At 32.0% G+C, this 13532-nt stretch carries 8 protein-coding genes and 1 pseudogene; 3 read left to right on the top strand and 6 right to left on the bottom strand.

Annotated features, from left to right (window positions below; genetic code table 11):
- Positions 1 to 71: 71 nt before the first annotated feature.
- From GON26_RS19160 to GON26_RS19150, 3 genes are read right to left on the bottom strand one after another with little or no spacing between them, the layout of a single operon-like run.
- A complete protein-coding gene (locus GON26_RS19160) occupies positions 72 to 1205 on the bottom strand; it encodes a PepSY-associated TM helix domain-containing protein (RefSeq protein ID WP_160376384.1) in 1134 nt (377 codons plus the stop codon).
- Between the two features lie 3 nt (positions 1206 to 1208).
- Positions 1209 to 2324 (bottom strand): tetratricopeptide repeat protein, encoded by a 1116-nt coding sequence (locus tag GON26_RS19155; protein WP_160376383.1) that lies wholly within the window; start codon positions 2322 to 2324, stop codon positions 1209 to 1211.
- Positions 2325 to 2350: 26 nt separating this feature from the next.
- Entirely contained in the window at positions 2351 to 4486 is a 2136-nt protein-coding gene (locus GON26_RS19150) for a TonB-dependent receptor plug domain-containing protein (protein WP_160376382.1), read from the bottom strand.
- A gap of 129 nt (positions 4487 to 4615) precedes the next feature.
- Between GON26_RS19150 and GON26_RS19145 the strand changes: the two are divergent.
- From GON26_RS19145 to GON26_RS19135, 3 genes and pseudogenes are all read left to right on the top strand, one after another.
- Positions 4616 to 4869: pseudogene (locus tag GON26_RS19145) on the top strand (hypothetical protein); the annotation flags it as partial.
- 178 nt (positions 4870 to 5047) lie between these two features.
- Positions 5048 to 6073 (top strand): hypothetical protein, encoded by a 1026-nt coding sequence (locus tag GON26_RS19140; protein ID WP_160376381.1) that lies wholly within the window; start codon positions 5048 to 5050, stop codon positions 6071 to 6073.
- On the top strand, positions 6033 to 8366 hold the full coding sequence (locus GON26_RS19135; RefSeq protein ID WP_160376380.1) for a hypothetical protein: 2334 nt from the start codon (positions 6033 to 6035) through the stop codon (positions 8364 to 8366). Before GON26_RS19140 ends, GON26_RS19135 begins: the two co-directional genes overlap by 41 nt.
- A 151-nt stretch (positions 8367 to 8517) precedes the next feature.
- On the opposite strand, the gene GON26_RS19130 is transcribed toward GON26_RS19135, so the two are convergent.
- The 3 genes from GON26_RS19130 to GON26_RS19120 form a co-directional block, all read right to left on the bottom strand.
- Positions 8518 to 9831: an APC family permease gene (locus GON26_RS19130; RefSeq protein ID WP_160376379.1), complete on the bottom strand. Its 1314-nt coding sequence runs from the start codon at positions 9829 to 9831 to the stop codon at positions 8518 to 8520.
- Between the two features lie 201 nt (positions 9832 to 10032).
- Positions 10033 to 12342 carry a TonB-dependent siderophore receptor gene (locus tag GON26_RS19125; RefSeq protein ID WP_160376378.1) on the bottom strand — a complete coding sequence of 770 codons (2310 nt, stop codon included), beginning with the start codon at positions 12340 to 12342 and terminating at the stop codon, positions 10033 to 10035.
- Positions 12343 to 12751: 409 nt separating this feature from the next.
- Positions 12752 to 13477, bottom strand: a complete 726-nt coding sequence (locus tag GON26_RS19120; protein WP_160376377.1) for a hypothetical protein — start codon at positions 13475 to 13477, stop codon at positions 12752 to 12754.
- Positions 13478 to 13532: the final 55 nt, after the last annotated feature.

The raw sequence follows: 13532 nt of genomic DNA, 5'->3' as shown, positions 1-13532 counted from the left end.
CATTCTTTTTAATGTAGAGAATCCCAATGCTGAAATCAATCAGGATTGGGATTTTTCAGTTAGTTGCAGTTTTATAATTGTAAATGTGTTTGACATTTCGAGGAGTTGATTTTTTTCTTGGACTGATTTCTTTTTAGGTAAATTACAAATCCAGTGATACATAAAATTCCAGACGATAGACCAAAAATAGAATATATAATTTTTGACCAAAGTCCTCCAAAAGTTCCATAATGCAAGGGGTCTTGGCTATAGAATAATTTGGTGCTTAAGCTAGCTACTCTCGGGTCAAAATGACTGATGATTTGCTTTTTGTCTTTGTCAATATATAATTTTGCAGCATCGTCTTTAATTAAAGGGCTGCCATAATCAAGTTTTACTTCAATAAACGGATTATCTTTATAAGCCTCGCGTATTGTTTTTATTTTTGCATTTCGAAAATTCAAGGCAACTGTATTAGCAATTTGGTCATAGGAAAAAGGATTTATTGCTATAGGATTTTCAAGGATTTTAGGTTTAGCAAAAGTTTCATTGGGTTTTCCAATACTAGCTTCGATGATACTTGGCAAAAAGGCAAGAGTAATTCCGGTAATTGCCCAAACAAGATTAAAAGGAACTGTTGTAAGTCCTAGAAGTTTGTGCCAGTCTGCAGATACTTTTCTTGTTCCTTCACCCCAGCGTATTTGAGTTACACGCTTTTTTTTCATGAAGTTTGAATAAATTAGTAATCCACCCACTAACATTAGTAATAATGCTATTCCGAATACTCCAACAACATATCTTCCTATTTTTCCACCTAACAGATTGGTGTGTAATTTAGCAACCCAATAAAGCAATCCTGTTTCTGGTTTTCTAAAGCCGTTTATATCGCCATTATTAGGGTCAATGAAAAAATCTAAATCTTTTTTTTTATTTTTTGAAGATTTTGTTTCGGGTTTAATTTTTACTTCGAATGCTTTGTCTTCTTCATTAAATTTAAAATGATGCAAATAATATCCAGGATATTTTGAAAGCACTTTTTTTGAAATCTCATCCAGTGAAACTATTTCTTTTTTGGATTGTGATACTTTGTATAATTCTGGATTGAGTATGGCGTCAAGTTCTTTTCTAAAAACAATGCAGGAGCCAGTGATACTGAATAGTAGTATCATAGCTCCTGTATAAAGACCAATCCAAGCATGTATTTTCCAAAGGGTTTTCTTGTTCACGGCTTAGATAAGTGTTTTTAATGCATCTTCTAATAAAGCTTTTCCTTCTTCTTTTTTATCTAGCTCAGTAAGTTCAGCGGCAGTTTTTGCTAGTATAGTTGCTTTTTTGCTTTCAGAAGAAATAGATGCTGTTTTGCTTACAACTTCTTTTAATAGAGCATAGGCTTCGTTAGTTTGTTTTGTTTTTGCATAGTTTTTTGCAAGTACAATCAATGATTCTGAACTGAAATAAGCATCTGAGATTCCTTTGGCAATTTCAATTCCTTTTTCAAATTTTTTCGATTGACCATAGTTTCTAGCGATTTCACTAGTTACATCTATTCTTTTTTGTTCGTCTTTTATTAATAAGCTTACTTTTAATGCTTCATCCAGCATTTGAATTGCTTTTTCAGGTTGGCCTTTTTCGGCTAATTCACCACCAAGCATAGTAAGTATAGCAGCTCTTTCAAATGGATCTTTTAATTGAGAAGATAATGTATAGGCTTTATCAAAAAGTTTAAAAGCTTCTTCTTTTTGACCAGCAGCTACCATATTTGCAGCTATTTCTGCATACAAACTTAGTTTGTCATCTAAATGGATGTCTTTAATTTTTTCTACAGCTATATTTGCTTCTTTAAGCAATTCTTTTGCAACATCTGTTTTATTTAGACGAATGTATTTCCCTGATAATTCAGCTAATAAAGCTGGTAAATCATCTTCGGCTGCTTCTTTACGTGCTTTGTTTACAGCTTCATTTAATAACTCATTTGCCAAAGTAGGATTCGATTTTACTAATTTATTAGCAATTTTACCCATATTTGTAGCAAACAAATGGACATCAGTTATGCTTCGGGTTATATTAATTGCTTTTTTGGTTTCATCTAAACCTGCATATTCGTTTGCAATAGCAGCAAGTACAGTCTCTCTGTATTCTTTTTTGTCTATTGTATAGATTTCTGAAAGTGCTCTCGAAAGAATTTCTAAGCCTTTTTGTTTGTCAAAAAAGCGTCCCATTTCTCCACCTACTTTTGCCAAAGCTGCTATTTTCCCAGCTTCGGTATCAAGAATGTTTACTTCTGTGCGGTGTGCATTAGCTGTTGCACAGATTAATAGAATAATACTTAAAATTAAATTTTTCATTTGTTTGTGTTTTAGTTGTTCATTTTTTAAAAATTCCATTTTACTCCGGCACTTACAATCTGCCCTTGTGTGTTTTCGGTTTCGTAAGTGACAGAATTGGTTGCAATTTTAGTTTTTTGTTTTGTAACAGTATCAAAAAGATCTGATACACGAAGCATAAAAGTTCCATTTTTAAGGAAATTTTTAGTAATCCCTAAATCAACAAAGTAAAGCTCTTTTTCAGATTCCTGAGGTGATGGTTTTGGACCAATAAGATTTCCAATTAACTGTACTTTAAATTCTTGGGGCAAACTGAAGTCCATTATCAATTTTGCCGTATATTTTACCTGATCTTTAAGCGCGTCACCATTAAACATATCGTCATTAATTTCTGATTCAAAATACGAATAACTAGCATTTACTGTCCACCATTTTGTGAGCTTTGCAGACGATATTAATTCAATACCTTTTAGAAATGCTCCTGCAAAATTATCTGGTTTTTCATATAAAATATTATTGTCGTCTTCGGTAGTAACTTTTTGAATAAGATCGTGAATATCACGATAAAAGATGTTGACTCCAGCATTAAATCTCTCAAAGCTTTTCAAATAACCTATTTCGTAATTATAGGAGTATTCAGGTTTTAAGTCCGGATTTCCTTGTTTTATGACTAAAGGATCTCTATTATCAATAAAAGGATTTAAATCTTGAAAAGCAGGACGTCTAACACGTTTGCCAAAGCCTAATGCGATGTATTGCGTTTCGTCTAAATTAAATTGAGCAGTAAGATTTGGAAGCCACATTGTGTAGTCTCTTGACTCATAAATGGCATCTATTGGAGATTCTAATTCCAAATGGGTTTGCTCCATTCTAAGACCTCCATTGATTTTAAAAAACTTCCATTTGAACTCATCAGTGATGTAAAGTGCGTGTGTGTTTTCAGTAAATGAATAATTTTTATCATCGGTTTGTGCAGTATCCCAATTACCAGTAGTGTGGTTAAAAGTGGCTATAGAGTTATCTAAATCTCTATTTAATGATGCCAATCGATATCCTGCTTTAAGATTATTGTTTTTACCAATTGGCATACTATAATCAATGTTACCAAAGTAATTGTTGTCTTTTAGCATTTCTGTTTCTTCCTGTAAAGTAGGATTTCCGCTAAAAGTACCATTTGCATTCAGTTTTTGAATGTTAATGTTTTTGGTCTTAGGTTGTTCGAAATCTAAATAGTTGAATGCGAATTTTAAAACCCCATTATTTTTGAATGTTTGTTTGATGTCAAAAATGTATTCAAAGTATTTATTGTCTTTGGTTTCAGGTTCCGTACGAATAGAACTATCTTTAAAAGATTCGTCAGCTTTGGTCGTATTAATGTCTATGTTTTTATCTTTGACTTCTAATTGTCTTCCGTAGTTTAAACCAGCATTTGCAACTGCATTTTTCCAAAGTCCAAAATTGGTGTTCAATCTAAAGTTTTCGTTTAAGAATGTTTTTTCTTCCAATTGATTGGTTAACTGAGTTCCATCATATATGCCATTTTTGGAATTGATTTTTTCAACAAATTTGTCATTGTTTATGGTTCTTTGAAGTCGGTCATAGGAAATGATATAACCAAATTTATCTTTTTGTTGTGACAATGATAGACTTCCATTGTAACCGTCAGCATTGTCTGCCATAAAAGTAATGTTGCCCTTTAACGTGCTATTTGTGTATCCTTTTTTAAGGACAATATTAACAATTCCGTTAATTCCATCTCCTTGATATTCTGCACTAGGATTGGTTATAATTTCGATGTATTCAATGGCACTTGCTGGAATTTGATCCAGCACAGTTTCTCTATTGTTACCACTTATACCAGAATTTTTTCCGTTAATCAAAACTTGTGTGTAACCATTGGATAATCCTCTCAAACGAATGTCACGATTGTGATTGGGACTTCCTCCCATAGCTACAGATGGCATACTTTTTAAAATATCTCCCGCTGTGCCTCCATTTTGGGAAGCAAGGTCACTTGTATTGAATCGAATTTTTTGAGGTTCTATTTGTGTAACTCCAATTTTTGAAGAAACAATTACTTCTTGAAGTGCTGAGATAGAATCTTTCTTCTGATTTTGAATCTCATTTTGTGAAAAAAGGAGAGAAGTATATAGAAAACTTATTACAAGTAAAATATTTTTCATTAGGCTTATTTGGTTTAAATAAAAATAAAGCGCAAATGTAATAACTGAACTTGAACGAACAAAGTTTATTTAGAACAAATATATATAATTATATTAATAAATTTAACAGTTCTGCTTTTGAAAAAAAAATTGATTTTCCGTGTAAAATCAAATGAATATTTTATTCCGATTTCTGGAAATATCGATGTTGAAGCGGAGATTAAGAAATTAGAAGAAGAATTAAAATATACACAAGGTTTTTAAAATTAGTTCAGGCAAAATTATCAAATGAAAAATTTGTTGGTGGAGCGCCAGAAAAAGTTTTAGCAAACGAAAGACAAAAAGAAGCAGATGCTTTAGCAAAAATTGCTACAATCGAGCAAAGTTTGGCTGGATTGAAGTAAGGATTTGATTTACTTTAAATCTATAAATTTTTAGACCCGACAGGTTTTTGAAACCTGCCGGGTTTTGTTGTTTTTATTGGGTATTTTTTTATGAAAATAGTTGTCTTTTTTTAAACTTTATATCTCAAAATAGTATAATTTTAATACGATTTTACGTTAAAACAAAAATCAGTCTGCAATGAAAAGAATCGTGTTATTTGTGTTTGTTTCCTGTTTTTTTTGGGGATGCTCTAATAAAATAGAAAACGTTGAAAAATCTTTTTATTACTGGAAAAGTAATAGTTGGAGTTTTTCCGAAAAAGAAAAATCAATTGTTAAGGACTTAAAAATTAAAAAGCTTTATGTAAAGTTTTTTGAAATCGACCATAACGAATCTTTTGGAGATTTTCCGATATCAAAAACAACTTTACATATTTATGAACAAGATAGCCTTACAATCATTCCCACCGTTTATATAAAGAATGAAGTTTTTAAAAATGCTGATAGAAAAGAACTGGACACTTTAGCAGATAACGTTAATTTTCTAATTAACAAATACACTAAAGATAAATTTGAAAGAGCTAATCCTGTTTCAGAATTTCAAATGGACTGCGATTGGACATTAAAAACAAAGGATAATTATTTTTATTTTTTAAAGAAACTGAAAGAAATTTCAAAAAAGCAAATCAGTTGTACCTTACGATTGTATCCGTATAAATATCCAGAAAAAATGGGAATTCCTCCTGTTGATAAAGCTACTTTAATGTGTTATAATTTGATTAACCCGCTGGAGAATCAGTCGAAAAATTCAATTTTAGATCTTGATGAATTAGGGCTTTATCTCAATAAAAAACGGAAATACCCTTTGCATTTAGATATTGCATTGCCCACTTATTCATGGATGCAGGTGTATCAGAATAATAAGTTTTCAAAAGTGATTTATAATAATCATGAAGTAATTTTAAAATTAGTAAAAGAAATAAAACCGATGTGGTATGAGGTAAAAAAGGATCGGGTGGTGGATGATTTTTATTTGAGAGTTGGAGATAAAATTAAATATGAAAAGATCACTCCCGAAAAGATTAATAAAGCCATTGAAATTATAAAGAAAAATGTATTTTTTGATGCTAATACAACTGTAACACTATTTCATTTAGACGAAGAACAATTAAGCAATTATAGCAATGAAACACTTTCTGATTTTTATAGTAACTTTAGTAAGTAACGCAATTTTTTCCTGCGGATTTTATCCTTCTGGAGAAGACCTTCGGTATTCGTTTTTAGATCCCCTCCATTTTAAATATTATTCTTATTCAGATTTTAATTATTCTTCGAACTCTTTTAGTCCAAGTGAAGATAGTATTGGAAAAGAACTGACTATCGACGGCAACGAAAAGCTGTGGATTGCATATTGCCAAAATAAGGTTTCAGTTGATGCCATTAGAAAAGTTTTACTTGAAATAGATTCAAAAGAAATTAATCCGCAAAGTTCAAATGAAATGATTCGGTATTTATATCAATCTAAAGATTTTGAAGCTGTTGATTATTTGAAGTTTGCCAAAAGCTGTGAGTTTTTTAATGGGATATATGATGATCCTTGGGAAAGAAAACAAATGTTGGTTACTCCAAAAAGAACCAAACTTATTGATAAAGCGATTGCAGTTTCAAATAAAATCACAAATAAGGAACTGAAGCTTCGATACACTTTTTTAGCGATTAGACTGGCCTATTATAATAACGATTATGCAACGATAAGAACTTTGTATGATGGTGTTTTTAAACTTGAAAAGAATGTACAAATACTTAATTACTGGAGTTTGTATTTTAGAACATTTGCAGAAACGGATCTCGCATTGGCGAATTATTACGCTGCGCAGGTTTTTGCAAATGCTCCAGACAAGCGCTTTATGATTTCCGGCGAATATAATAGAAACGTTTCTATCAATGAAGTTTTAAAATATGCTAATACAAATCAGGAAAAAGCCAATGTTTATTTATTGGCAGGAATCAAAAAAACAGATCAATCACTAGAGTACTTAAAGCAGATTTATAAATATAATCCGGAATTTGAGGGATTATCATTTTTGTTATTAAGAGAAATAAATAAAATTGAAGATTGGGTTTTTACACCTTATTATTCACTTTTTAGCCCATCTTTGTCGTCTTATGATGATATACAGAAGAATTCAATACACGATATAATGAATCGTGTTGAAAGAGACCGAAATTATGCCGATCAATTGTTGAAGTTCGTCAATAGTGTAAATTTTAAAAAAGTTGACAATATACTTTTGTGGAAAATATGCCAGGCATATCTTCATTTTATGACTAAAGACAATCAGGGATGTTTAAGCCAAATCTCTTTATTAGAGAAACAAATATCGAAATCTGACCCTCTTTACAATCAATTAGAAATTATAAAAGCGTTAGCGTTAACGGCAAATCAACCTAAAAACGAAGCTGTTATTTTAGAAGAAGTAAAGCCAATTCTTCTTAAAAACAAAAATTACAAGAAATTTGTATTTGCCATTGGGAGAGAGCTTGAATATAAAGGAAACACCACAGATGCAGCTTTTCTATATTCAAAATTAAATGATAAAGAAGCTGATGATGACAGTTATTATAATGCGGCCTATTGGAAAAACTCTAAGATTAAAGCAACATACTATACAGATTATTGTTCTGATTATTTTGATTATATTAATATGTTTTATTCCCCGCTTCAAGTCGAAAAAATGGTGGAAGAAATTACAAATAATAAAAAAGATTCGGATGAATTTTATGTCTGGAAAAACACTTTTATCAAAAATGAATTGCCAAGACTGTATGATTTGATTGGTACAAAATACATTCGCCAGAATAATCTACAGCGGGCTTTGTTTTATTTTGCTAAAAATGAAGATAAAAAGGAATATAAAATTGATTATTCAGAATGCCTATGGGAGAAAGAGGATTGCGACGGCGTTTATAAAAATCCTTTTTTTGTTTTAAAATATACGCCAGGCTTTGTTTCTCAAAATAATTTATTCAAACTTAATAAATATGCCGTTACACAGCAATTGATCTCTTGTTTAGAAAAAGCATCAAATCCAAAAGAAAAAGATAGAGATTACTTTTATTTTTTGGCAGCGAATTGTTATTATAATATGACTTTCTATGGTAGTTTACCAGAAATGAGACGTTATGGATGGCAAGTTCAAATAATTGAAAACCCCGTTGAAGATAACGATGAATTTTATGAGTGCAATTTGGCGCAGAAATATTATTTGGTGGCACTAAAAAATGCAAAAACAAACAAGTTTAAAGCTTTGTGTTTAAGGATGATAGGCAAGTGTGAAAAGAATAAATTAGTACATCAATTTCCTAATGATTATGATAATCGTATTGAAAATTATGATAATTTTATTTTGAAAAAAAATAAATATTATCAAGATTTAAAATCAAAATATTCTGATGATTACGAAGATTTAATTTCAGATTGTAATGCTTTTGAAGAATATTTTAAATCCAGAAGATAACTAAGACAATTGATTAGCAAACCTGTCGGGTTTTGTTTTTGTAATTTCCGCCACGAATTCACTAATTATTTTTCTACTATATGAATAAAATTAATTAGTGAATTGCTTTGCCAGTTCCCTTCGGTCGGGTCGTGGCGAAAAAAAAGTTATTTTATTTCCTTCTCCTCAAAACCCAAAACAAAGGATACGAAACAATCGTAATTCCAACAATAATCCCAAAGCTTTTGGGGTCGCTGTAGATAAATCCAGTTAGTAAGGCAATTGAAGCAATAATAGCAATAATGGTCGTCCAGGGATACCAAAGTGAGCGATAAGGTCTTGGTAAATTGGGTTCAGTAGTTCTTAGTTTAAGGAGTGAGCAATACGCTAATCCCCAAACGATAATAGAGGTGAAGGCGGCAAACGAAAACAATACTTCGAAGGAACCAATACAAATCAAAAACAAACTGAATAAGGAGGAAACCAAAAGCGCTACAATAGGAGTTCCGCCTTTGTTGACAGTTGTTCCTCTTTCGATAAAAAAACCATCTCGGCTTAAGCCATATAAAATTCTTGGCGGAATCATCATAAAAGCATTCAGAATACTAATCAGGGAGAAAATAGAAATTACGGTAACGATAATGGCTCCGTTTTTTCCAAAAATAATGTTGGCTACATCTGCGGCTGCCAGATTGGATTTGGCTAAAGTTTCGATTGGTAAAACATGAAAAAAAGCAATATTCAATAAAACATAAATCGCAACCACAAGTAGGACACCACTGTACAGTGATTTCGGAATGTTTTTGCCGGGATCGTTGTTTTCTTCGGCAAAAAAGCAGGCACTGTTCCAGCCGTTATACGTTCCGATAATGAGTTGAAGCGATTTAAAAAATCCAAATAATAATCCGATTTGAAAGAAAGAATTGTCCGTTTTGATAGCTGGAATTGCAACACCGGAATACATAAAACAAGCGATTACCAAAGCCACAAAACAAAACACTTTTAATAAACTGGTTATTTGCTGAATGGCGCTTCCGTTTTTGACACCTGTTAAATGTAGTAAGACAAAAGCAAGCAATAAAGAAATTGCCATTACGGTTGAATAATTGGCCAAATCCGGAAACAAAATAATAAGATATTCGCTGATGACTATACAGTAAAAAGCAGGCGGAATGGCATTGGTAATATAATCAAACCAACCCGAAAGAAAACCCGCATAATCGCCAAAAGCTCTTTTAATATAATTATAAGAACCTCCTGCTTTCGGGAGCATCGTGGCAAGTTCTGCATAAGAATTGGCACCAATCAAAACAAATAATCCGCCAAAAAGCCAGGAAGCAATAATGAGCCAGTAATTATTTAACATTCCGGCAATGGTTCCAGGGGTTCTCAAAATTCCGACTCCAATTGTCCCGCCAATTAATACGGCAATATTAAAACTTAATCCTAGGCTCTTTTTTAATTGGTTTTGTCTGGAATCTGTCATTGTAGATTTTTAGTTTTTATTAAAATTCAGGATGTTTTTAGCAAAAGTAAATACAAATAAAGGACTTTCTTTTTTCAAAACAAAAAACCTCGTCTATTGCTAAACGAGGTTTTGTAAAAGTATGTTTTTATTAAAAACCAAAACTTCTTCTGTTTGAAAATGAGCAGAAAAAGTTTTGGAAAAAAAAACTAATTCAATATTTTAGAATTTATATCGCAAGCTCGCTAAAACCTGACGAGGTGCAATTGGGTTTACACTATAATTTTCGTGTACGGTATAATTCAATTCGTTTGTAATGTTTGATAATTTGCATAAGAAAGAGAATTTTTTCCAGTCGTAACCTAAAGATGCATCAACTGTTGCATAGCCTTCTAATGGGATATCACGGTCTCTGATAGTTATAGTATAAGCTGGGTCTGGTTTAGGATTAGCAGGTGTAGGTGCAACAGCTGTCCATAAATAATCATCGTTCCAGCCTCCTGTGCGGTCACCAATATAATTTCCGATTGCTCCAAAAGTTAAACCTTTTAATGTTCCAGATGGCAATTTGTAGAAAAAGCTCAAGTTGGCAGTGTGTTTAGGAGTTCTGGCTAAAATATCTCCAACGACTAAACTTCCATTTGTTCCGGATGATTTAGAGACTTTGGTTTCATTAAAGCTGTATCCAGCCATAATATTTAAACCTATTAGAGGATGGGCAGTAATATCAATTTCAAGCCCTTTTCCTTTTGTAGCTCCCACTAATTCTTTTAGATTATTGTTTGCATTTTGTGTAACACCATCTGCTAAAAACTGAGCCGTTTGAGCCAAATTATTATTTGATATTTGATAAACTGTAACGTTTGTGCTCAAAAGACCTTTCCAAAAATCTTTTTTGATACCTGCTTCATATTGATCAATAATAGAAGGATCTAGAACGTCTCCATTAACGGTTGTTCCTGTGTTAGGCGTAAAAGAGTTCGAATAGCTAGCAAAAATAGAAAAATCTGTAGTCGGCTGGATTACTAATCCTGCTTTTGGAGAAAAAGCTCTGTTTAATACTTTGGTTGCCGTTACAGGCACTGCGTTTTCGTAAGTTGTTGTAATAACATTTTTATTATTTACATCTTTCCCAATTACTTCTTTTGTTGTTGTAGCTTCGCTTTCCTGCCAAGACCAACGTAATCCTGCTAATACTTTTATGTATTGATTAATCGAAACTAAATCCTGAAAGTAAGCCCCAAAACGTTGTGTTTCTGTACTTGTTAATTGCGTTGTTCTTGTTTGAAAAGGTATAACTGTACTTTGGGTGCCATAATCATAATTGTATAAGTTGATAGCGGTAGCTTCTGTTGTTATAAGGTCAGCAGGTGCTGCAGGATTATAAAATCCAAAAGTATAACTTGGAGTAAGAGCGTTTTCGTAATCTACACCAGTAAATATTTGATGTTTTACATTTCCGGTATTAAAGGTGCCTTGTAAACTCAATTGATCACCAAAAATATTTTCACCTGCATCGGCTTTTGTTAGACCACGTTTCCAGTCTCCGTTAGCCTGAATAGTACTTAATTGTGCTGTAGAAGTTTGAGTTCTTCTATAAGTTTGATACGAAGAGTTAAAACTTAATTTCCAATTTTCATTAAAATCATGATTGAATAATAAGGAAGCACTCGATGATTTTGTGTTTCCAGTTGACCATAAGGCTCCAAAGAATTCGTTACGTGGCAAGTCTAAAATATCTTTACCATAAATACCAGTTCCAAAATCTGGAGTCCAGTCTGCGCTTAAGTAATCTCCTTGTAAAGTAATATGGGTTTTATCTGAAAGGTTAAATAATAATGAAGGATTAACATAGATTCGCTCATTTTTTACATAATCTCTAAAGCTTTCTGAGTTCTCATACGAAGCCGTAATTCTATAAGCAATAGAATTGTTTAATGGACCGTAAAAATCAATTGTTGGCTTATAAAAAGAATAACTCCCTGCCTGCATCGATACTTCGCCACCTCGGATAAATTTTGGCGTTTTTGTAACCAGATTTAAGATTCCGCCCGGTGCAACGTTACCGTATAATAAAGCAGAACCTCCCTTAAGGAATTCAACTTTTTCTAATGAAGAAACTTCAGGAATTGATCCGGCATTGTATCTAAAACCGTTTTTGAACATATTATTACCAGACATATCGTAACCTCTTGAGAAAAACGATTCCTGAGCACCCCCACGGGCAGATCCTACGTAAACACCATTAGCATTTTTAATTACTTCGCTTAATCGGATAGCTTGTTGCTGTTCGATAACCTCGCTGCCAATGATTTGAACACTCTGAGGTAAATCCATAACTTTTATTCCAGAACGTGCAGCAGATATGGGCTTTTTGGGTTTATTAGCGGTAACTGTTACCTCGTTTAAAACTTCTCCTTTTTTATTTTTTACAGTATCGTTAATTACTGATGCAGTCTCATTGCTTGAATACTCCTGACTATATGTGGCTAAACTTAAAAACGATAATACGAAAAGTAAAAGATGTTTCATGCTATTTATTTAGAATAATTAAAAATTAGTATTTTTGTGCAAATATAAATACCAACATTGGGTTATGCAAAGTTTATTTAGAATAATTAAGCTTAATATTATAACTATTTGCTTGTTAATTGTTTATAAAATTAGTTGGTAAGAAAATGCTTTGTATTATTAGTTTTATTTGATTTTTTTTTAAGAGTTTTAAATTTTATTTTTCATAGCTCTTTATAACTCACAATCGGCGCTATTAGTTGAAATCAATTTCATATTTGTGCTATTCTTAATGATTGGTATAAGAAACGGATAGTCATATTGTTTTGTAATGAGAATGGTTTATTGAGCTTATTTTAATAAATTAAAAAGCCTTACAGTGTAAGGCTTTAATAAAGTTTTTTTAATTTGTATGAAAAAGAAAGAGAGGTTATTTAACCGAAATCAAATAAGTGGCCATTTTCCAAACTTCATCGTATTTTTTTCCGTTGTGTTCTCCAGAAGCTTTTTCAGTATAAGCAAATTCTACCATGTAGTTTCCTGACCAGATTGGTGTAAAAGCAATTTCACCGTTTTCGTTGCTCCATAATTCTTTTTCCCAACCATTTGGTGCGATAACTTTCATTTTTTGCTCTTTTGCAATTTTACCTTCGTACAAAGCATTTACATTTATTTTTACATCTTTCTTAGCTGCAATTACATCTTTAGAAAATAAACTAATAACATTTCTGTTTGCTGTAGCTTCGTTTCCTGTTGCAGCATTTCCAACCGTTACAGTTGCACTTGAGTTATAATCCAAAACCATAGTTCCGTAAACATCTTTTACTTTATGGTGCATCGCAATGGTATAAACGCCATCTTCATCCGGAGTAAAAAAAGCCTGATATTTATTTTCTAAAGCATTAGCAGTCAATTTAATTTCTTTTTTTGAAGGAGAAATGACTACTAGCGAAAAGTCTTTTAAATCCGAGAACCATTTTGCAGCAGGAGTAATGTCTTTATCTGAAAATTCTCCAAAGAAAACAGATATTTCCTGAGCTTTACCTTTTGTTCCTGTAGCTTTAGTTTCGATCCATAAAGCATGAGCAAATAAGGCAGGACTAGTAACGAACATTAAAAGTACAAAAGCTAATTTTTTTAAATTATTTGATTTCATAATAAGTAAGATTTTAAGTTTTATTTTTAAATAAAATCCCTTAAACAAATTGCTG

The organism is Flavobacterium hydrocarbonoxydans, from assembly GCF_009789235.1.
Taxonomy (GTDB): Bacteria; Bacteroidota; Bacteroidia; order Flavobacteriales; family Flavobacteriaceae; genus Flavobacterium; species Flavobacterium hydrocarbonoxydans.
The sequence above is the reverse complement of the archived record's forward strand: the minus strand, read 5'-3'. Positions and strand labels throughout refer to the sequence as shown.

What these genes read in the sequence shown, in the direction of transcription:
- GON26_RS19155 (WP_160376383.1), bottom strand. Translation starts at nt 2,324, where the DNA reads ATGAAAAATTTAATTTTAAGTATTATTCTATTAATCTGTGCAACAGCT.
- GON26_RS19150 (WP_160376382.1), bottom strand. Translation starts at nt 4,486, where the DNA reads ATGAAAAATATTTTACTTGTAATAAGTTTTCTATATACTTCTCTCCTT.
- GON26_RS19140 (WP_160376381.1), top strand. Translation starts at nt 5,048, where the DNA reads ATGAAAAGAATCGTGTTATTTGTGTTTGTTTCCTGTTTTTTTTGGGGA.
- GON26_RS19135 (WP_160376380.1), top strand. Translation starts at nt 6,033, where the DNA reads ATGAAACACTTTCTGATTTTTATAGTAACTTTAGTAAGTAACGCAATT.
- GON26_RS19130 (WP_160376379.1), bottom strand. Translation starts at nt 9,831, where the DNA reads ATGACAGATTCCAGACAAAACCAATTAAAAAAGAGCCTAGGATTAAGT.
- GON26_RS19125 (WP_160376378.1), bottom strand. Translation starts at nt 12,342, where the DNA reads ATGAAACATCTTTTACTTTTCGTATTATCGTTTTTAAGTTTAGCCACA.
- GON26_RS19120 (WP_160376377.1), bottom strand. Translation starts at nt 13,477, where the DNA reads ATGAAATCAAATAATTTAAAAAAATTAGCTTTTGTACTTTTAATGTTC.